At 52.6% G+C, this 22,245-nt stretch carries 10 protein-coding genes, 1 tRNA gene and 3 pseudogenes; 9 read left to right on the plus strand and 5 right to left on the minus strand.

Going from position 1 to position 22,245, the window contains the following annotated elements; genetic code table 11:
• The first annotated feature begins 8 nt into the window (after positions 1–8).
• The gene (locus R8G34_07800; protein ID MDW3222779.1) at positions 9–1,463 is read left to right on the plus strand and encodes a transporter substrate-binding domain-containing protein; all 1,455 of its coding nucleotides are present in this window, start codon (positions 9–11) and stop codon (positions 1,461–1,463) included.
• A gap of 304 nt (positions 1,464–1,767) precedes the next feature.
• Here R8G34_07800 and R8G34_07805 read toward each other — a convergent pair whose 3' ends face one another.
• Positions 1,768–2,157, minus strand: a complete 390-nt coding sequence (locus R8G34_07805; protein MDW3222780.1) for an EamA family transporter — start codon at positions 2,155–2,157, stop codon at positions 1,768–1,770.
• A gap of 643 nt (positions 2,158–2,800) precedes the next feature.
• On the opposite strand from R8G34_07805, the gene R8G34_07810 reads away from it, so the two are divergent.
• The 5 genes and pseudogenes from R8G34_07810 (at position 2,801) to R8G34_07830 (ending at position 7,818) form a co-directional block, all read left to right on the plus strand.
• Entirely contained in the window at positions 2,801–3,172 is a 372-nt protein-coding gene (locus R8G34_07810; GenBank protein ID MDW3222781.1) for a hypothetical protein, read from the plus strand.
• Between the two features lie 2,003 nt (positions 3,173–5,175).
• Positions 5,176–5,555, plus strand: a pseudogene (locus tag R8G34_07815) (IS3 family transposase).
• A gap of 383 nt (positions 5,556–5,938) precedes the next feature.
• Positions 5,939–6,013, plus strand: a tRNA-Phe gene (locus R8G34_07820).
• A 164-nt stretch (positions 6,014–6,177) separates the two neighbouring features.
• Complete coding sequence (locus tag R8G34_07825) at positions 6,178–7,368, plus strand: integrase arm-type DNA-binding domain-containing protein (protein MDW3222782.1); 1,191 nt, start codon at positions 6,178–6,180, stop codon at positions 7,366–7,368.
• Positions 7,369–7,392: 24 nt separating this feature from the next.
• A complete protein-coding gene (locus tag R8G34_07830; protein ID MDW3222783.1) occupies positions 7,393–7,818 on the plus strand; it encodes a hypothetical protein in 426 nt (141 codons plus the stop codon).
• 30 nt (positions 7,819–7,848) lie between these two features.
• Here the strand turns inward: R8G34_07830 and R8G34_07835 are convergent.
• Positions 7,849–9,231 (minus strand): annotated as a pseudogene (locus R8G34_07835) (IS3 family transposase).
• Between the two features lie 129 nt (positions 9,232–9,360).
• Between R8G34_07835 and R8G34_07840 the strand changes: the two are divergent.
• Together R8G34_07840 and R8G34_07845 are read left to right on the plus strand one after the other, a co-directional pair.
• On the plus strand, positions 9,361–10,437 hold the full coding sequence (locus R8G34_07840; GenBank protein MDW3222784.1) for a type I restriction-modification enzyme R subunit C-terminal domain-containing protein: 1,077 nt from the start codon (positions 9,361–9,363) through the stop codon (positions 10,435–10,437).
• A 231-nt stretch (positions 10,438–10,668) separates the two neighbouring features.
• On the plus strand, positions 10,669–10,965 hold the full coding sequence (locus tag R8G34_07845) for a DUF6538 domain-containing protein (GenBank protein MDW3222785.1): 297 nt from the start codon (positions 10,669–10,671) through the stop codon (positions 10,963–10,965).
• On the opposite strand, the pseudogene R8G34_07850 reads toward R8G34_07845, so the two are convergent.
• From R8G34_07850 to R8G34_07860, 3 genes and pseudogenes are all read right to left on the minus strand, one after another.
• Positions 10,888–11,443: pseudogene (locus tag R8G34_07850) on the minus strand (integrase core domain-containing protein). The gene R8G34_07845 and the pseudogene R8G34_07850 overlap by 78 nt on opposite strands.
• 192 nt (positions 11,444–11,635) lie before the next feature.
• The gene (locus tag R8G34_07855; GenBank protein MDW3222786.1) at positions 11,636–17,638 is read right to left on the minus strand and encodes an amino acid adenylation domain-containing protein; all 6,003 of its coding nucleotides are present in this window, start codon (positions 17,636–17,638) and stop codon (positions 11,636–11,638) included.
• Positions 17,639–18,160: 522 nt separating this feature from the next.
• On the minus strand, positions 18,161–18,391 hold the full coding sequence (locus R8G34_07860) for a DDE-type integrase/transposase/recombinase (GenBank protein ID MDW3222787.1): 231 nt from the start codon (positions 18,389–18,391) through the stop codon (positions 18,161–18,163).
• 448 nt (positions 18,392–18,839) lie between these two features.
• Between R8G34_07860 and R8G34_07865 the strand changes: the two genes are divergently transcribed.
• Positions 18,840–21,995: an integrin alpha gene (locus tag R8G34_07865; GenBank protein MDW3222788.1), complete on the plus strand. Its 3,156-nt coding sequence runs from the start codon at positions 18,840–18,842 to the stop codon at positions 21,993–21,995.
• Positions 21,996–22,245: the final 250 nt, after the last annotated feature.

Genomic DNA, 22,245 nt, shown 5'->3' on the forward strand with positions numbered 1-22,245 from the left:
TTCTTTGTATGTTGCCGCCGACAGCAAAGACTGAAACTGAGCAGCCTGTAATAATCCGCATCGGTGTACGCGCCGACGCTGCACCCTTTTCGTCGGAATTCACGTCACCTAACGCCTACGACGCACGCCTCTGTGCGACAGAGGGCATAGAGCCCGATCTCGAAGTCACCTATCGCGGCTATTCGGTCGACCTGTGCCGAGACTTTCTCGGTGCGCTCAAGACACGCAGCAGCCAGCAAGTCACGTATTGTTTTGTCGAGGTGGCGACGCACAATAATGGTACAGCGCCCAACCGTTTCGAAGCCTTGGCCTCGGGCGAGATTGATCTGCTGTGCGGCGCCACGACCGCAACGCTGCAAGTTCAAAGCAGGTTTCGTTCGTCGCTTATGACGTTTTTGTCCACCAGTTCATTTCTGTTCAACAAAAGCAGCGTTGACATGAAAGTTAGGGAACAGCTTCCTCTGCGTATCGGCGTGCTGGCAGATACCACGTCCGATGATAGCAAGAACCCTGATGCTGCATCACAACATGCCGCTGTGCGAACTGCGCTTGAAGCAATTGGCCAGGATGCCCCGGTCGCCTTCGACAGTCACATGGATGTGGCGGAAATGCTCTGTACACCGAACGAAGATACCTCAGGCTGTCGCAACGCTATCTCTGAGGAAGAAACTGCAAGCGCAGAAAGTGGTACGCCACCTGCGTTGCAGGAGACTGACGACCCGCTGGAAATCTCCAAGTCGGAATACTGCGTCTACAAAAGCCAACCCGTCCAGTCATGGCTGAGCTTTGCCTGGATCTGTTCGGGGGCGCAACAATTTGTTGCCAGCCTTACGCCAGATTCGGGACAGGACACTGAAACAGAAGAACTTCTCGCGTCTATCGATGTTGACGCGTCTTCGGGCGGAATGCCGAGCGGGGCTGTCGTTGATAGAGACTTAAAAGCGAATTTGCAGCAATCAACCGATAACAAAAACGTTCTAGGATCCAATCAAACCGCTGTCTTAATCGCCAAACCACAAACAGGCGATAACCTAGGCACCAAGCTCGCCGTTGAAGAGCAGAAGTTAACAACAGACATCCCCTTCGCAGACCGTCGCGCCGCCCGGGAAATTGATGTCTATGTGGCTGACCGGCCAATACTGGAAAGCATCCTTATCAAAGCCAAGAAGGACGGTAATGACGACGGTATCGAGTTGCACACAAGTTCCATCATGTCTCAGCCCTATGCCATTCTTTTTCCTGCAAAGGACATTGCTGATGCGTCAAATGCCGTACGGCGACTGGGGCTCGACTTGCATCTTGCGTTCAACCAGTTTCTCGTTAACGACGTGTATGCACCGGAACGGGCCTCGGAATTGAAACTGCGGCTTAAAAAGTATTTCAAGACAACCTCGGATCGCAGTTTCATCAATATGATCCCAGTCTTCGCGCGGTGGCCAACCGGTGCCCCCCTACCCCGTTGAGGGAACACACAAGTGGCTACTGCCTCTAAACCATACCATAAAAAAGCAGTACAGGAGGGTTGAGAGGAGTCTCGGAATGCTTTTGTTGCATTGGTTTCTCACGGATTAAGCATCGGCATTGGGCCGCATGGGCCTAGAATTTGGGACAGGCGAACAAAGCCTGTCTTAGGCAAATTGGGATAGTCCATTTTTGCTCGACCTCGTTTGTTACGATGTGAGCAAAGCTTGCCAAGTCCGGAGTGGGGTGTACGGGAATAAAAAAAATACCCCCCCGAACAGATTTCAGCCTATTGATTATAAACAACTATCGAAAAGATAACGCACCCTGTGACCACACTTGCTGGCTAAGCGCGGTCGCAAGGCCAATGACCGACCTTAGCGAGACCGATGCAATTCTGGCCAAAGGGGCAATGCGCGACAAGCGGTGTACGAGAACACATATGCCAAAACTAAAAGGTGCCGCCAACGAGATGAGTAGCGTTGAAATTTGGTTTGGAGGTACAATTGCCGGAGATCCTGCAATTATCGCCGCAACAACAATCAATCCTGCTGCAACAAGACTGCGCCGCGTCGGTCGGTCGCCAAAAAGCGTCAGTGCGATAACAATCGTGAACACCCGATAAGTCAAATAGAGGACGCCGACCGTCGATGCAGGAACTGTCTCAAGAGCAGTGCCATAGCTGAACCCAGCCACCTCCCATTGCGGCTACTGCAACCATCCCCCAGACGTTTCACTGCCAATTTGAACGATACTTCAGGATTGCCGATAAGAGGATAACCGCTTCTAATATGTAGCGATAAAAAGCGACCGCATAGGGAGGGAGGCCTTGATCGGTCAGCCCACGGCCACAAATCCGTGTAAAGCCAAAACAGATGGATGCAAATAGAACACCTGCGACCGTAAGGGCATAAGGTCTAGATTCCTGCTTGGCTGAGGCTGGTGTATCCATTTCTGATAGCTACCACGCGCTGATCTGGTTGGCATCACCACGACGCAAGAACGGCAACTCTGTCCGCTTGACCGGCCAAACGCGCCGCAATTCAAATGTCAGCTCGGGGCTGGGAGGGGTTCGGCCAAATTGAGCTTCTGCCGATCAAGTGCCTGCTCACTGCGCGTCACGAACGATCTCGTCTGACTTTTCGTTATAACGGGCGATTTCAGGAAAAATTCGATATCTAAAATTCGGTGTTTTTCAACACAATCAGCCCAAAGTGCGCGATGCTGCAAAGTGACAGGTTGACTGCTACACTCATAAAGCAACCGATGCCCAAAGATACGTTATTTTATTGTATTTCTTGCTGCAGGCTTGTTTGTATGAGCTTGGATAGGGTCAGACGTGCGCGACAGCGAGACCGCTAACACATCGCATGAAGCGCAACTCCGTCGCGCTCTCGTGGACGCTCTTGAGTTTTGCTATTGTCCCACCTTTCTTGCGTTTGCCTATTTCCTCGCATTCGATGATGCGACACAAGAAATATTTGCTGTTTTAGCTAGTAATTTTTTATCTGCGCGAACAGTCATGGAACTCTTCGATTCTTTGTCAATGAGTGAGAAGATTCAGTTTGGCGCAAACGAATATACCAATGACCCGACTACCCTAAAAAAACTAGCGGAAGACGCAAGCGCCTACTTTCATGCATTATACAGCGTTGCGTTGCTCACACTGCTTCCGTTCTTTTTATACTGCGCACTCATGATCGCTCTCTAAGCGCGCTATACAGGGGGCGAGCCTAGAACACCTCAGGCGACGGCTGTGGACGATTTTATATTTTTTGCCGTCGTTCAAATCCCTTTGCTCGGTGCGGCGGTCGGCGCCTATCGTGCTGCGCAGAGGTCAGAAACCGACGGTATTGTTCGGCCGGAAATCGACTTCGGATTGAAATATATCGGGCAGTTTCTCACCGGCGATTTGGCGAATATACTCTACGCTTTTAGCAATGGACTTTGCCTTGTCATGTTGTTCCTTTCCACCGTCCTATGGTGTTGGGGTCCGGAGGCACCGCTGCGAGCGATAGGCAAACTGTCGAAAATACTTCTTTATCTCATCGGAATATGCGCAGCCATCTTTCCCCTCGTAGTCATATTCATTTCTCTTTTCCAACCGGTCTTAGCTGATCACGTCGGTTCTCTTGCAATCACGGTTGCGTTCATTTGCTTACTTTCGCTCTTGACTGCGACCCTGACCAAACTGTCGGTCAAGGCAAGTTTATTTCGATGTCCCCTCATTCTAGTGTTGGCGGGCGCAGGCATGGCCGCTTCCAGCCCGATTGCCCCATGGTTCTTCGGTGGCTTCGCAATCATTTATGTCGCTCTCACGATCCGTCGATATGGCTCGCAATGCCATAACTGCTTGCGCTGTTGCTACAGTCGGGCTGTTTTTGATAATCACCAAGTGGGTGGCGCCAGACTGCCAAACGCTCGTAGGCTGCAACATCCTGCGGGGCGCCGAACTTCTAGTCGAGGACAGAGAGACCGACACCGTAGCTGCGGCCTTCGCGCAATGGTCTGAAAACAATCCCGGCCCCGTGCGCGTGGTCGCAGCACACGGCGGAGGACTGTATACTGCCTATCATATGGAACGCACCCTTGAGCGACATGCCGAAGCGTGTTGCCTATTTTTTAAATAAGCGCTAAGACGAGGGGCCGACAAAGATCGGCCCGAAGGTACTGGCAAGCGGGTTAGAGCAAAGCTGGCAGCCGGACGACGGGGCACCAATGCTGTTTCTGAATACAACTGATGTGCATACTGGTGCACGGGTCATTGCGTCACCGAAGGCCAGTTTTGGTCCGAACGATACACGACCGACGCGTGTTTTGGTTCAAGACACTCTCGGGTCAAGTCCGAAAAATAGGAACCTGACCGTGGTCAATGCTGCAACGATCTCTGCACGGTTTCCTGTCGTCAGCCCACCGGCGCGCATCTTCCAAAACCGACAAACCCATCAACTCGTTGATGGTCGTTACTTTGACAACTCAGGCCTTGAAATACTGAGCGATATTATCGCCACAATCCGGTCTGAGCCTAACGCTGCAAGTGCTTACAAAATCGATGTGATCTCGTTCGAAGTCGAAGACGTCTCTTGCGAAGGGAACGAAAAGAGCGCCAATACCACACGCCCAAAAAGCTGCAGCCAATTGCTAGGCAATCAAGATGGCGACATTTTGCCCGACCGTCAGATGGAAGGCACATTGGCAGCTCCTTTAACGGCCTTTACTGCGTCATCGAAATCTCGGCGGTCACTGTCAGCCCGACGGTTTTGCGACGCCTGGCAAAATGCGTTTTCAACTCAGGTCTCGGAAATCAAGAGCCGTGACATCAATTTTACCTTGAGTTGGCTTCTCGCGGATCGCACATTTTCGGAAATATCAAATCAACTTAAGCAGCCAGAAACGAGCACACTCTGCAAATGAGGTATTTGTGTTTCAAACGTGCGGCGATGCGCCCTAGCCAAGCCAAACGCCTTCCGAGATTGATGTTGCCAGTCACTACTTCGTCATCGCGGTAGGGTTAGATCGCTTCTCGCTTAGCGTTGTGTTTCGGTGCACACTTTGTGACCGTAAACACTGATGCGGTAGATATTAAAAAAACAAAACACGCCTTGTTTGACAAGACAAAACGCATATCGCCGATCCAAGTTTTATTTCCGCGCCGAGACTGCCCAATTCCACATCTGTTTGGCCTCTGTCGACATAAAGTTACCGATAGCGGGCAAGCAGTATGGTGGGATGGGAACCGACCAACTGAAAGAGCTAAAGCGGCTTCAGAAGGAGAATGATCGGCTGCGGCGAGCGGTATCGGACCTGACGCTGGACAAGCTGGTCCTGTCGTAGGCCGCACGGGGAAACGACTGAGCTCTTCACGTCGCCGTGCCTGCATTGACCATGTGCGGAGTCAGCTCCACATCTCGGAGCGTCGTGCTTGTCGTGTCCTGGGGCAGCCTCGCTCCACACAGAGGCGGGTGCCCGTTGGCCGCGCCGATGAAGATCGTCTGGTGTCTGACATGATCGAGCTGACGCGCCAATATGGTCGATACGGGTACCGCCGGATCGCGGTTCTGTTGAGAGATGCTGGCTGGCAGATCAACGACAAAGCGCGACCTCATCAGTCATGCTACATTGAACGCGACTACCCATAAGCAACCGCCGCACCGGACGATGGAATCGCGATACGCGTTGGGTGCATGATCTTTGATGGCCTTGCGGCTTTAAACGGTGGCTTCAGTTGCAGCTTAAGGCTTTGTTAGGAAGTCAGAAATGCACAATTACGACTGACCCTAGTCATATGAGACCAGCAGATTGGTGGAAATACTCTCCGTCGCTGTGCTTAAGATATTTATTGCTTCCAATTTGGCGTGCCAAATTTCCAAAAATAACGTTAAAGAACTGCACGAGCAATTTTGGGAAAATATGTGCTGGACAGCCAAGCAGCAAACTCCTAGAACGCCGAGACCCAGCCAATTTTTTGGTCTCCCGTGCCCGGGTAGCTCAGGGGTAGAGCAGTGGACTGAAAATCCTCGTGTCGGTGGTTCGATTCCGCCCCCGGGCACCATCTTAACATCTGATAATGCCCGCCTACATATGATAAGGCTCTTGTTTTTAGGGCTTTGGCGCTTCCTGTTGTTTGATCACGTCTAACTTGGTCCGACAGAATGCTCCCAAATTGGGGGCACATATGGGGGCACCGCGAGTGCAGATGATTTGAGGATGCCCCCAATGCCGTTGACAGATGCTAGGATTAAGAACCTGAAAGCAAAGGAAAAGCCCTATAAAACGGCTGACTTTGGGGGCCTTTATGTTGAAGTGCGCCCTACTGGGGCGAGGCTTTGGAGATTGAAGTATCGGTTTGATCGTCGAGAGAAGCGTTTGTCTTTCGGGGCTTACCCGGATGTTTCCTTGGCCGATGCGCGTACCAAGCGAGACGAAGCCAAGATACTGTTGGCAAAGGGCATTGACCCGGGCAAAGCCAAACAGGATGAAAAGCGCGGGAAACGGGCGTCTGGTGAAAACACGTTTGAACGTTTGGCAGATGCCTTTCTAGCTAAGGGGCAAGCTGAGGGACGAGGGCCAGCTACTCAGACAAAAAACAGTTGGTTGTTAGGATTGGCAAAAGCCGATCTTGGCAATTTCGCTATTGCTGAAATTACCGCGCCAATGATCCTCGGGTGCCTTCGAAAGATTGAGGCAAAAGGCAATTATGAAACTGCCCAAAGGTTGCGCGCCAAGATTAGCGCCGTTTTCCGGTTCGCTGTTGCCAGCGGAATAGCTGAATCTGATCCTGCGCACGCTCTACGCGATGCTTTGATTAGGCCAACTCCCACACCTCGCGCGGCGATCATAGACCCAGTTGCCTTGGGCGGATTGCTGAGGGCCATAGATGGGTTCGACGGGCAAGAAACAACCCGTATTGCTCTTCAGCTACAGGCTATTCTTGCTCAGCGACCGGGCGAATTGCGCTATGCGGAATGGTCAGAAATCGACTTCAATGCAGCGATTTGGTCAATCTCTGCTGAACGAATGAAAATGCGGCGTCCTCATAATGTGCCTTTGCCAGAGCAAGCAATGAAGCTTTTGGATGATTTGCGGCGGATTACTGGCAATGGCCGCTATCTGTTCCCTAGTCTACGTTCTTATCAGCGCCCAATGTCCGAAAACACATTAAACGCAGCACTTCGCAGGATGGGTTATTCAAGTGACGAAATGACGGCTCACGGTTTTCGCGCCAGTTTTTCCACATTAGCCAACGAAAGCGGCCTCTGGAATCCGGACGCAATTGAACGGGCATTGGCACACGTCGAAAAGAATGAAGTTCGCCGAGTTTATGCAAGGGGGGAGCATTGGGAGGAACGTGTTCGATTGGCGAGTTGGTGGGCTGGTCAGTTGGTTGAGATGCGGTCAGATTGTTAGCACTGACACCAACGATGGAATCACATGGCGCAAAGCGAACAAGCAAGGAATCCTGCTGCTTTCAAAGCACTGATGGAAGAAAAGCTGGGAAGGCACTTGGACTGGAGTCAACCAAATCTGCAAAACTACGTAGGCCCTTATGACCCCAAAGTCTTCGAAGAGTACGAATTATACAGAAGTGAAGTTGTGGGGTTGTGTGGCGAAAAACTTTCAAGCTTTTCAAACACGGACTTCTTGATCCTCGCTCACTCCAACTTTGACGATCCCAATGATGTTAGAAGCGAGTGGCGTTCATTTGCAAGAGATGAGATTGGAAAGCTCAACAAGGCTTGCCCGCCTTGGTTCGCAGGTGGGTTTGGACACCCAGAATATGCTGCTGACTTTGAGTACTGGGCGCAAAATAGATTGTCCGTCGTCAGGGTTTTTGGCACCAAAGGCGGCCTAAGCTAAGAGAGAGTTTGGCTCATCTGGTTGGTTTGATTATGCGGCGTGCTGGCGGTGATGCAAGCGTCGCGCTTCGAGTGTCTTTCGTTTGATCTTTTCGCGTTGTTTTAGAATGGCTTTGTCACGCCCGAAGTAGACGTCAGCAGGTGTGACGTTGTTGATGCTCTCGTGATATCGCTGATGATTGTAATGATCGACGAAGGCTTCGATTTGCGCTTCGAGGTCACCTGGCAGGAAGTAGTTTTCCAGCAAGATGCGGTTCTTCAGGGTTTGATGCCACCGCTCGATCTTGCCTTGGGTTTGCGGATGATAGGGGGCTCCGCGCGAGTGCTTCATGCCTTTGTCTTTCAACCATTCCGCCAGATCCCCGGAGACGTAGCTTGATCCGTTATCGCTGAGCAGACGTGGCTTGTGAACGACATGGACCTGATCACAGCCAGACGCTTGCAACGCGAGGTCCAGTGTATCGGTCACGTCTTCGGCCCGCATGTTCGTGCAGAGTTTCCAGGAGACGATGTAGCGACTGTAGTCGTCCAGAACCGTACTGAGATAGAACCAGCCCCAACCAAGGACCTTGATGTAGGTGAAGTCGGTCTGCCAAAGCTGATTGATGGCCGTGGTTTTGTCTTTGAACTCGCTGGCGGCTTTCATGACGATGAAGGCTGGGCTGGTGATCAGATCATGCGCTTTGAGCACGCGATAGACAGTGGATTCTGACACAAAGTAGCGCTCTTGATCCGTGAACGTCACTGCCAGTTCGCGCGGTGACAGCTCTGTCTCTTTCAAGGCGAAGTCGACAACCTTGCGCTTCACGTCGTCAGGCACGCGGTTCCAGACATGCTTTGGCTTGGGCGATTGGTCCTGCAGACCAGCCTCACCGCGTTGAAGATACCGGCCGTACCAGCGATAGAACGTGGTGCGCGGAATGCCGAGCTTGGCTAATGTCAGACGGGCCGACAGATGCGACCCCTCGACCAGCCGGATGATCTCAAGCTTCTCAGATGCGGGGTACCTCATTCGTGGTCGCCCCCATCTATTACCCGGCAGGTGAATGTCTTGCATTCACTGAGAGGGCCCGAGCATGCTTTTTTTGAGAAGACGCAGTTCGAGCGTTTGTTCTGCCACCACCTCTTTGAGCTCCTTGGCTTCGCGGCGCAGTTCCTTGACCTCATCAGTGTTCGCAGCGCGTGCTGTATCCCCAGCTAGCCGCTTCTTTCCGGCCTCCATGAAGTCTTTCGACCATTTGTAGTAGATGCCCTGCGATATCCCTTCACGGCGGCACAGCTCAGCAATGCTGTTTTCACCACGCAGACCATCCAACACGATCCTGATCTTCTCTTCAGATGAATAGTGCTTGCGCGTTGCACGTTTAATATCTTTGACGATCTTCTCGCCAGGGCTCTTCGCTGTCTTTCTCATCGTCCACTCCTCGGTGGTTACGATGAGCAACAAACACTCCCTTAGCAAATAACCCTATTTGGATCCATAAGCGCTGACGTCAGACAAATCGTCATTCCAGAACGCGAGCAAAGCCGCATTCACGAGTTCATGGACCAGATCAACCCGCTCCAGAAGACGCTGGTGTTCTGCGCGACCCAGAACCATGCGGCGGCGGTGCGCGACTATATAAACCAGATCAAAGACATTGACGATCCGCACTACTGCGAGCGCGTGACCGCAAATGACGGCGCATTGGGTGAACAACACCTGCGTGAATTTCAGGACAATGAGCGCAGCATTCCGACGATCCTGACGACATCGCAGAAGCTGTCCACCGGTGTAGATGCCCGCAACGTGCGGAATATCGTATTGATGCGCCCTATCAAGTCGATGGTGGAGTTCAAGCAAATCGTCGGGCGCGGCACACGGACCTTCGAAGGCAAAGACTTCTTCACAGTCTATGATTTTGTGAAGGCATATGAACACTTCAATGATCCCGAATGGGATGGCCCGCCGGAGCCGCCAGACATCCCGACCCCACGGCCACCAAAGCCAGATGATCAACTCGGTCCCGACGGTCCTCCCCCGACGCCACCAGAACCAGAGGCTAAAATCCTAGTTAAACTGGCAGACGGTAAAGAGCGGCGGATCCGGTATATTGCAACAACCACCTATTACTCGCATGACGGCAGGATGATCTCTGGCGAAGAGTTCATGGAACAGCTTTTCGGAGACTTGGGTGAGCTTGTCACCGGTGAAGATGAACTTCGAGAAATCTGGAGTAACCCAGAAACACGGGTTCAGTTCCTCAAGGTCTTAGCGGATAGAGGATATGACAGCGGACGTCTTGAAGATATGAAGCGTCTGATTGATGCCCCTAATAGCGATGTGTTCGACGTGCTGGCTTATGTCCGGTTCACATTGGCACCGCAACTCAGATCGGAGCGGGCAGAAGCTGCGCGCGCCAAAAGTCTTGTGGGCTTTGAAGGCGAGATGAAACTGTTTCTCGAAGCTGTGTTGAACGCTTATGAAGTGCACGGCGTTGAAGAGTTGGCGTTGCCGAAGATTAGCGGTTTTCTAAAAGTGAAATACGGCGGGACAAATGGAGCAAAGCGTGTCCTCGAGGATATTCCAAAGATCCGGCGGGCGTTTACCGAAATTCAAACCTATCTTTACGCTCAATAGGGCGTGGAACTCGTATCACAATTCGAAGTTGGGGGCATAATTGGGGGCACTCAGAAAAAACATAATAATTATATCTACACACTTCAATATTTTAGGCTCTAAACGCGACGCCGCCCCCGGCACCATCACCTCAGCTAACACGTTGGTTTCGCTCTAGCTTTTAACAACTGCTTGGAGCCGTAGACCTTGTCGGAGACCATTTCACCCACGTTCGCCTTCGTAAAAGACGGAGTGTTCTACTTTAGCCGTCGCATCCCAAAAGAGCTTGTTCCTCATTATTTGTCACCTCGGATTGCATATTCTCTGCGCACACGGTCAGCAAAAGTAGCGGAAGCGAGAGCGAGAAAAGCTGCTGATCAACTGGACGACTACTGGTTCCACCTCAGGTCTCGTAATGCTGAGCTGCCAGGAAAGCACATGCTGAGGCAGCGGAACGCTGGGTCTGTGGAGCTAGCCCCGGGCCCTATGTTGTCGTTTGGTGTTGTAGTGTTTCCTCCATTGTTCGATCAGGATTTGCGCCTCCCTTAGCGAGTAGAAGACCTCTCCGTTCAGCAGTTCATCCCGAAGCCTTGCATTGAAGCTTTCACAATACCGGTTCTCCCAGGGCGAGCCGGGCTCGATGTAGGCGGTCTTGGCACGGACTGCTGAGATCCAATCTCGAACGGCCTGAGCGATGAACTTCTGGGCCGTTGTCTGACCGGATGTAGGCAGGGACACCGCGCAGAATGAACAAGTCGGTCAGCGCGTCGATACCCTCGGTCGAGTTCAGCCTCCTCTTCACTCGGATCGCGAGGCACTCCCGTCTGTGTTCATCCAGGATGTTGAGCGTCCGGAACGCTTTCCCATCATCGGTCCGATGATGAACGAAGTCATAGCTCCAGACATGGTTGCGGTATTCAGGCCTCAGCCGAACACAGGAACCATCCTTCAGCCAGAGCCGTCCTTTCTTTGGCTGTTTCAGGGGCACTTTGAGCCCTTCACATCGCCACAGGCGTTCGACCTGCTTTCCTCAGAAGAATACTGTTTGCGAGTTGCCCGTTTGATGTTTTTGACGACCTTCTCGCCTGGGCTGTTGGTTGTCTTTCTCATTATCCACTCCTCAGTGGCTACGATGAACCAGAAACACACTCTTATCAGATCGCCCTATTTGGACTCATAAGCGTCAGTTTCAGACAACATATCTAAACACCCTTGTGTGTCACTTTTCATTGAGATTTTCAGAAGAACTAGGCTTAGCACTAATGGCTTTTAGAGCTTGCTCCAGCGCAGTGGCAAAAGCAGGAGCATTTTCGCCCTTAAAACAATTATAGTGATCGCCTGGAGCATCAATAATGCTTATGAGGTCCGCAATCTTAGATAACCCGTAATCGCCACGACGAACGCCAACGCTTGTTTCTGACGCCCTTACGAGAACAACCCGAACGTTGCTCCTGGGGGAATACCCACGCAAAAGACGCCCGTGCTGGTGATCTGATACCCGGCGAAACCGGCGTCGATCCATTTCCACAGGATCGCGATCTCCAATTCGCATGTTGGCATAAGCATCACTGATCTTACGAAGCGTTATGCGGCAAAAACGCTTTGTTTTGCCCGCCAATCGCAAAAGTGTCCCGAAAGCCGATTGGTCCCCAAGTCCAGCATCCAAAATGACGCAACTGGCCTCGCCACCATCTTGGATCAGTTTTCGGGAAATTTCATAGACGGCCCGGCCACCAGCAGAGTAACCAGCAAGAATCCACGGTCCGTTTGGATCAACGCTTCGAATGGCCGTTGCCATGCGAGTAGCCAAGTCTTCTATGTTCCAAAGCGGTTTTTCGTCGTCAAACAAAGCGGGATCAAGCACGCCGAATCCCTGCCAACGATCTGTGAGGCGTTCAATAACCGGGGCGAAGGGCGCAACGTGTCCACCGCCGCCCGCGACCAAAAAGAACTTGGTACCGTTAGAATTCGCATTCAATTTAGTTGGGAAGCGTTCGATCAAACGGTCCCAATCCTCATTTTTGTCCAGGCACTGCAGAGAGTCTTCGACAAATTGCGCGATACCTTCGGGAGTTGGGTCGGCAAACATTCCTGACGGGGGCAAAACGACCTTCAATCGTTCTTCCAGCAAATGCGTCAAGCGCAGCATTGACATGGAGTCGCCTCCTTCATCGAAGAACGACACACCTGGCTCAACAGTCTGGGTTTTCAGCATTTCCTTCCAAAGGTCGGAAACAATTTTTTGTATCTCAGGTTGAACAGGATTTCTGATAAAGGGCGCGAACTCGTTTGTTTTGAAACTCTCGACAACCTTTGTTGCGCTTTGGATCGACAAATCAGAAAGGTTCATTTCGGGACTTCTCGAAACGGCAGCCATCGCACTTTGGATCTGTTCGGCAAACAACTCCATGTTCTGTTTGTCTTGCCGGGCAGGATTATAGATCACGCGAAGTTCACGCCCTTCCGGATGGTCAATAATTGTTATCCAAAGGTCGATCCACGCTGCTTCTTTGTCTGGCGCAATTTCAGTCGACAATAAATCTTCAGATAATTCTAGGGGGTCAAACGACTTGCGATGGGTAAAAACGATACGTCCAAATGGCGCGGCCTCCATCCGATGTGCAAGTTTCATGTGTTGGAACAGGGCTTCCGCGCGGATGTCTTGTTGGGCCAAAGCATCCAAGACCGTCCCGCGTACCCTTTGCAAAATCGACGCATAGCTGGAATTTCGATCGATCTGGGATCGCACAACAACCGTGTTTGTGAACATCCCAATCAAATTCGCCACTTCCGGGCACGAGCGCCCCGCAATCTGCGTCGAGATCGTCACATCGGTTTTTCCAGTCCATTTATGGAGCGTACATATAACAGCCGCCAATGTGGTCATAAATGGCGTGGTCTCAGATGCGCGACCAAACGTGTCAAGCCGGTCAGTCAAATGGTCTGGCAAAGGACGTTTGACAATTTGGGATGAACCCGGGGTCATAGGCGCGGTGGAGGTTCGCGGTAACGCATTGTCTAGGTCAGCGCCATCTAACGCACCTGCCCAACGATCAAGCACCGCAAGCTGTTCAGATGTGTCGGCCTTTTGCCCTTGCCACGCGGCAAAGTCCGCGTATTGCAGCGGCAATTCTGCTAAATCATGTGCGACGCCACGACAGGTTGCACGATAGGCTTTGGCAACTTCAGATCGCAAAATACGCATGGACCATTCGTCGCTGACGATGTGGTGAACGTTTAAGATTAACAGCGATATGTTTTCGGTATATCGCAAGAGCCGAGCACGAAAAGGCGGCTCCGACAACAGGTCAAATGGGTGTGTTGCAGCAGCATTGACCTCCTTCATGGCTGCGTTGACATCCTCAGCCCACTGTACCTCAAGCGCTGGCGTGGTTTTGCTCGCTAAGCAAACCGGTGTCGCGCGGGTATGGTCGAACTTCACACGAAGCGCTTCATGCCGAACGACAATTTCATCAATCGCATGGCGCAGCGCTTTAACGTTCAAAGGTCCTTCCAGCAAATCGGCCTGGACGAGATTGTAACTTTCCGGATTTGGAGAAACGAGATGCGCAAAAAGTATGCTTTTCTGCGCATCAGATAGAGGCAAAGGTGCGCCGCGGGGCAGCGCCGGGATCTCGCGTATTCTGGATTTTTTGCGCCGACGGGCCAGCAATTTCGTCTCCAAGGCCTGACGCTCTGCAAGCGAATTTGTGCTTTCGGATTTGCACGGATCGCTACCCTGTTGATCTTCCGCTATCAGCGCCTCTAACACGGCCTCGCCGAGGCTGCGTAGTGTTGGGTTCTGGAAAACGTAGGAATTGGACGGCGGCAGATCCATGTCCTCTTCAAGCCGAAAACTCATCTGCATGGCCAACAGGGAATGGCCGCCAAGATCGAAAAAACTTTCGTCAATACCAAAGCCATTGCGCTGTAGTAAGTCTTCCCACACCTCCATCAACAGTTCTTCTACTGGGGTCCGTGGTGCAACGATCCTCTGAATGGCGGCCGGAGCGTCCAAAGCCAAAAGGGCATTTCGGTCAATCTTACCGTTCGAGTTAAGAGGAAGTAGATCTACGATCCGCCATTCCCCAGGGATCATCCAGGTCGGCAAATGATCCCGCAGCCTAGTGCGCATCATGTCGATCGTTAAAGTGGCTTCATCCATAAGTACGACAAAAGCCGCAAGCGCCGTGACTTTTGCACCTGACTGTCGCGGAATGATGACAGCATCTCGTACCTCGTCGAAAGCCCGAAGAGCGGATTCAATCTCTTGCGGTTCAATCCGGAACCCACGCATTTTCACTTGCCAATCCTGCCGGCCATGAAAATGCAAAACCCCATCGTTGTCCCACATGGCGCGGTCACCCGTACGATAGAGCCGCGCGTCCTCATCACGCTGAAATGGGTCTTTTAGAAACACGGCAGCCGTATCCTCGGGACGATTCAGATAGCCGCGCGCAACGCCGTCGCCGCCAACCCACAGATCGCCTTCAACTCCGATAGGTACCGGGCGCATGTCACCATCCAGCACGTAGGTCGAAGAGTTGGCCAAGGGGCGCCCGATGGGGATTGCGCCATGGGCCTGACCCGGCGTGACACGATGCAATGCAGAAAACGTCGTATTTTCTGTCGGTCCATACCCGTTGAAGAGGACTAGATTGGGAGCCGTTTCAAGTGCCTTTTTCACGTGATCCGTGGAAAGCACGTCACCACCGGCCAAAACGCGGCGATGACCAATAAAGCAGTCGGGGCGCAAATCGACCATCTGTTGGAAAAGACCGGCAGTTAGCCAGATCGTATTGATATCTTCAACTACAATGAGGTCCGCCAGGGAGTTCAATGAAGGCATTCCACTGGGTGGCTGGATGAGCGTCGCGCCAGAGAGAAGAGCGCCCCAAATTTCAAAGGTGGACGCATCAAAACTGGTGGGGGAAAAATTCAGCATTCGGTCGTCTGGCCCAATTTCGAGATCCGTCAAACCATTGACGAGCCGCAAGACGTTGCGCTGAGTAACGCATACGCCTTTTGGGTTTCCTGTCGAGCCTGAGGTATAGCCGACGTACGCCATAGACTGTGAGGCAATTGCAGGACGTTCAAAAGCCTCGCCGTTCCCGCGTAAGCCATCGACATCAATAATTTTCGCAGTGCTTTGCAACCGTGCAATGTCTCGGTCAGGCAAAATCACCTTTGCCCGGGAATCGTTTAGCAGAACTTCTAGGCGAGCTGGCGGCTGAGTTGGATCAAGGGCAAGGTACGCTCCGCCCGCCTTCAAGATCCCCAAAAGCGCCGCGATGAGCTTTGGCGTGCGTTCCATCAAGGTTGCAACGATCACCTCGGGTCCAACCCCAGACTGGCGCAACTCTGCGGCAATCCCATCTGACCAGGCGTCAAGCTCCGCATAGGTCAGCGCAGCATCCCCTTGCTGGACGCAGATCTTGTTGAAATATTTTTTAGCAACTCCGGCAAAGACTTCCGCAATCGAGCTTTGGCGCGGGTAGTCTTGCGCCGGACCCACAGACATCTTCAGTGACTCGGCCGCTTCGTCTGCCGGCAAGCTTGTGTAACTGCTTATCGCAGCGACAGGGTCCGCGATCACATTCGACAGGAGCGCTTCAAACCGGGCACTCATGAGATGTACTGTTTCTGCGCCCAGGATGTCGGTGGAATATTCAAAAAACCCACCAAGCCGGTCGTCGGTTTCTTCCATCATCAAAGTCAGATCAAACCGCGCAAAATCATGATCAAAGTTGAAATACTCCACCTGAAAGCCGTGCTGAACCTGTTTTCGAGCATCCTTGGGCATCATCGCGCAAAGCACTTGCACCAATGGCGGTTCACCCGAGCGGGTATTTGTAGCAAACTCGGTTGCCAACAATTCAAACGGCACATCACGGAGTGCCCGCGCACGCGAAACACGCTGGTTCGTTGCCTTGGCATGTTCGAGAAAAGTAAGGCTCGGGTCAATACGCACAGGGATCGGAACAGGGCCAGTAAAAGATCCTACAAGCGCATCGCGCAATTCATCTGGACGCGTGTCGATGCCAGTTCCAAGCACAAATTCGCGCTGGCCAGACAAGTGATGCATTAAGAGTTCAAAAGCCGCCAAAGCCACGGTGAAAACTGACGCGCCGCTCAGGTCAGCAAGACGACGCAGCCCGATGACGATTTTCGTGTCATACTCAATCGAGATGCGCGCACCCTTAAGGCTTCGTACAATCGGACGGTCATGATCAAGAGGCAAGCGCAAGGCGGTGACACGGTCGCCCAGATCTTTACGCCACTCAGCAAGCAGGTCTTCCTGACGTTCATTGACCATCTGATCTGAGTTCCAAACAAGCGCATCGCCAAAGCTGACTTCAATCGGGGCAAGGTTGGGCGTCCCATTTGCTGCTACGGCGGCGGCAAGTTCCTCCGCCAGGATCGCGGTAGAAATTACATCACCAATAATATGATGGGTTTGGAACACCAAGCCCACGCCCATCTCCCCAAGCAGGAAAGCACTGGCGCGGGCCGGAGGTCCAACTTCCAATTCATAGCGGGCGGCAGCGGCCTGCTGTGCGCGCTTTCGGTATGTTACCTCGCGCGTTTCAAGCGGTTCATCCTGTAAATCCACGATCTGCAATGACACCCTAGGGTCTGTGTCAAAGCTCTGAAGTGGTAAGCCGTCTTGAAGCAAGAAACGCGCGCGTAGCGCCTCATGCCGGGTAATTAAATAGTCGATAGAGCGTTGTACTACCTGTAAATCCACGTCTTTGGACAACCGCAGACTGAAGGCCGAATTGTACATCGCAGACGTAGGATTGGTACTGCATTTGGTCCAAATATGCTCTTGCGCAGAGTTAAGGACGATGGGCGCGCAAAGATCCGTCCGTTTCGGAATTGTCTTATTGGGCTTTGAAACGCTCGTTGCGTCGTTCAAAGAGCGACGCAATCCAGCTAAAGTGGCCCCCGGTCCAAAGAGCGTATCCATCTGTAGTCGCCGGTCAAATTCATTTTCAATCAGCATCAGCAACCGCATGCTGCGCAAAGAGTCCCCGCCCATCATTGAGAAGCTCGCGTCCTCATCCACTTTCGAGCGCCCAAGGACCAGACACCAAAGCTCCGCTAGGCGATCGCTTGGCGAAGTGCTACTCGCCTCTTGCTGTGCTGATTCAGCATCCAACTGCGCCCCAACAACATGACGCAGCGGTTTGGTTCCGGGACCGCCCAAAATCTCATCCACTGTAAAAAAACCATCTCAGGAAGTTTATACCTTGCAAGCGCGAGTTCGGGATAAGCCAACGGCACGGCTGGATCAAGAACCTCACCCTCTCTCAGGCAAAGAGCCGCTGCAACGGTTTCACCCAAAGTCGTTTGGGGCAAAGGAAAACAGATCAATTCCTTGACAGACGGATGCTCGGCAATCGCTTTTTCGACCTCTTAGGGTGAGACCTTTTGTGCACCGGGACTGACGGTATCGGAAACTTGCCCCAAAACAATCAAAAATCCATCTCCGTCAAATGCGCCGATTTCCCCCGTTCGAAAAAAGCCACCGACAATTATCTCTCTTGCTATAACCGTATCATCATGACCGTCGAACACTGCACTGTTGCGCATCGCAATTATTCCGAACTCACCTCGTGGGGTCCTCTCACAAAGTTTCGATTTCTGTTGCGTTGTTGCACCCGGCGAGCGAGGTCCTTAATTTTCCCTGGGACTGTTGCATAAACCTGTATTGTCCCAAATTCGGTATGCGGCTCGGATGTTATGCAGCCAAACCAAAGAGTCCTTGAACTAAGCTGATCTCACCACGAACGCTTGGTTGTTTGTCTTGAATGTGTCCGTTCTTGATCGCTCTAATCCTCTCCATGCCTTGCAATTTCGCCTTTGCACATCGCAAAGATCGGAAACTTTGACGATATCTCATCAGCCTCTCGAGAGCGGCATGGTCGCTCTCAACCCGGTTGTTTCGATACTTGTCGTCGATATGGGTGATATTGGTATCGTCACATTAACTGATGGCGGAAGAGGGCTACCTTGTGGTTCATCCGCGTAATCAGGATGGGCTCCGGCAGGCAGATCATACCGTGTTCGCCCGTTGCATCGAAAGTGTTTTGACTATTGTTACCTAGAACGCGCGATATTTTTGCGCGCGCGGCGCGTGCTGGTATCTACACTGGTCTGATCACCTTATCGCGTCTTGGCAGAATCCAGGCGAAAGCGCTTGTAAAGACTGCAATTGCCCATCTTGAAAGGCGCGGTGACCCGTCGAATGCTATGGTGAACAGAGTTTTGGATGCAAAAGTAGGCGCAACCATGACGCTTTATGATTTACCGGAATTATAGTACGAATGATAACGAGGTCCTTTTATGAAACTTTTTCCGGTACTAAGTCACCATAGACGAAGCGGCATTCCTTGCGACAGCGCGTCGGAGGTGTTTCTGTGAGCGACACTGGGGACACGAGCGCCGACTCTCCTGTTTTCTTTGCCGCCATCGACATTGCCCCGATCATCCCGGCCCAGTATTTTGATTACTCAGGTGTCGCATTTTTGGAGCCTTGGGGCTTGGGTGGAATGGGGTATTATTGCGCTTGTTATACCGCGCCGTACTTCCCTATCATCACACCATACACGGGGGTGGAAGTCGGGCCGCCCATTTCTATTCCTCCCACTGCTTTGTCTGATAGCTTCACTGCCTTTGCAAACGATGCGGGGGAAAGACTACGCCTTGGTCAGGTCAGCGACGGCACCGGACTTTTGTCCAATGATTATGCTGCCCGGAGTGTCACGGCGGTCAATGGGCAGGCCGGCAACGTGAGCACACAAGGCAATACCGTGCGGGTTGAAGGGTCCAACGGGGGATTCTTTCGAATATATGAGAACGGCGCGATGGATTTCCGTTTTGCGCCAGACGATGTCATGCTCGGGGAGACAACGGGCTTTGAGTATACAGTCATCAATATTACTGGCGAGACGGACACCGCAACGGTAAAAGTGAGCTGGGAAGAAGTTGCGCCGAATTATGATCTGTTCTTAGTCGAAGCGCCAGGATTAAGCCGGATCGCCACGCAGAAAGAAGGTACAGCCCTACTCGCTGGTAAGACAGCTCCAGACGGCACGCCCATCACCATCACGGCGATAAACGGCAACCCGGATCTGGTAGCGCCTTTGTCCAACAGTTTCTGGGAGACGTTTAAGGGTAGCAATGGTGGTTTGTTCACAGTTTTCCCAGGCGGCGTTATCGATTTTGATCCCGACAAAAATTCGACGCCAGGCGAGATCACGGGATTTGAATACACCTTGTCCGCTGCTGTAGATGGTACGACCACTGGTGTGGTCGAGGTGGCGTTACTCAGTTTCGCCAACCCCGACGTCGCCGTGCTTTATGGCGATGATCTGACCGCTGCGGCGGGCGGTCCCATTGCTGTTGGCGCGATCGATGATGGCACGGATGCGCTGTACAACGACATTGCAGGCGCGCGCATCGTCGGAGTGAACGGGTTCACGTTTCTCGGCTCCGGCTTTTGGTTTGGTGGATCGAACGGCGGCCAGTTCCGCGTGTTCGAGGGCGGCACGGTTCAGTTCCGCGATCAGGGCGCCCCCGTTACTCCCGGTGAATCTACTTCCGTCTCCTACACCATCGCGGTCCCCGGTGGATTCGGCGACACCCTGACCAGCACATTCACGGTTGATCTGATCGACCGACCGTCCGAGGTGTTTGCAGCGGATGATGTCTATTCATTGAGCCCCGCCGAATTGTCATCCGCACAAGCGCAATGGGTCCGGTTGGGCAGCGTCAACAGCGACGACGTCCTGCTGGCCAACGACTTCTTTGTCTCCGAAATCACGCAAATCAATAGCGCAGCCCTGCAAGAGGGTGTATTTTTTGACGGCTCAAACGGGGGTCAATTCCGAGTATTTTCGGGTGGTGTCGTCGATTTTGTGAACCGCGGTCTGGACAAACTAGCGGTGGGCGAGACGACGTCCTTCACCTACACCGGCGATCAAGGCTCTACAGCAACCGTGACGCTGAGCATAGAAGGCGATGTCACCCCATCGCCCACCACGTTCGGCGCGGTTTTCGCAGGAATTTCTGTTGGGGACAACAGCGGCAGCGCGGTGTCCTCAGCGGGCGACGTTAATGGCGACGGATATGATGACATGCTGATCACGACGGATAGAGGGTTTGATCGTGCTCCAATCGAAGCCTACCTCGTTTACGGATCGGCGTCGGGTCCTTCCCCGAATTTTGAATTATCATCGCTGGATGGCACCAACGGCTTTGTGATTGTCGGCGACGTTGGGGATAATGCCAATGCGCGGTCTCCGGCTTCCGCAGGCGATGTAAACGGCGACGGCTTTGATGATTTCTTGATCGGGGCACCTTCTCTGAGCCCCAACGGAAACTTCAGCGGTTCAAGCTTCTTGGTGTTTGGAGCGGCTTCGGGACTGCCGCCTCGCCTGGAACTCTCGTCCCTCGACGGCAGCAATGGTTTCAGGATTAATGGAATTGCTGCGAACGACAGCAGCGGTCATGCCGTTTCCTCGGCTGGGGACATCGACGGGGATGGCTATGATGACATTCTGATTGGCGCATTTAACGTGGATCGCGATGGTCTTGAGAAGGTCGGCGAAAGCTATGTGGTTTATGGTGCGGCCTCAGGGTTTGCCGCTTCGTTCGAGCTGTCGGACCTGGATGGAACCAATGGTTTTACCATACGCGGCGTTAATGCGAATGATGGAAGCGGCACGGCGGTTTCTGCGGCCGGGGACGTGAATGGAGACGGCTATGATGACATTCTGATTGGGGCGCCCTTCGCGCGGAATGGCCCTCCCTCTGCGGGCGAAACCTATCTGGTTTACGGTGCGCCCTCCGGCATTCCGGCGAGGCTGAACCTATCCGACCTGAATGGTACGAATGGTTTTACCATGAACGGTGTGGATCCCCGCGATTTTAGCGGCCGAAATTTGGCTTTCGCAGGAGACGTCAATGGCGACGGCTTCGATGATATGTTGATCTCCGCGAGCTTTGCGGATCCCAACGGGGTATCCAGCGGCGAAACTTATCTGGTTTATGGCTCACAAGCCGGACTGCCCACCAGCTTCGATTTGTCACTTCTCGATGGCACCAATGGTTTCGCGATGTTGGGCATCGACGAACGTGACAAGATTGGCCGGTCTATATCCTCGGCAGGGGATGTGAACGGTGATGGCTTTGATGACATATTGATAGGGGCGGGAGACGCTGACTTTAAGGGCAGTGAAAGAGGGGAGACCTATCTTGTATTCGGCGCCGCGTCGGGTGGCGCTGCGGCGTTGCAGCTATCCGATCTGGATGGCACGGACGGCTTCGTTTTCAGGGGCGTAGAGCGAGGTGACCGAAGCGGTCACTCCGTGTCTTCTGCTGGAGATGTGAACAATGACGGCTTTGATGATTTGCTGATTGGCGCCTATACCGCATCATCCAACGTACGCCTGAGTGGCGAGACCTATTTGGTTTATGGCGGCGAAAAGATCCTTGATTTTTTTGACTTGGCTGACGGCACTCAGGACGGCAGCATCGCACTAATCCACATCACGGATGAATTTATTTTTTAGAAATAGTTGACTCAATCAAAATTGTTTTCTTCGGGCTCCACTGGGACTGTTGCGTTAATTTGAAGGGGCTGTTGCATTAACTACGGAATTTTTGCGATGAATATTCCGAAAAGATCCCATCATGCCGCTTAAACAGCCGTTCAAGCTTCATAGATTTCCAGCTTCATTTGTCTTTTGTAACGAAAGGATGTAATTGCGCAATCCGTTGTCCTTTCAGGATGTCACCGATCTGCTGGCAGAACGTGGCTGG

It is taken from the genome of Paracoccaceae bacterium (genome assembly GCA_033344815.1).
GTDB lineage: Bacteria > Pseudomonadota > Alphaproteobacteria > Rhodobacterales > Rhodobacteraceae > Roseobacter.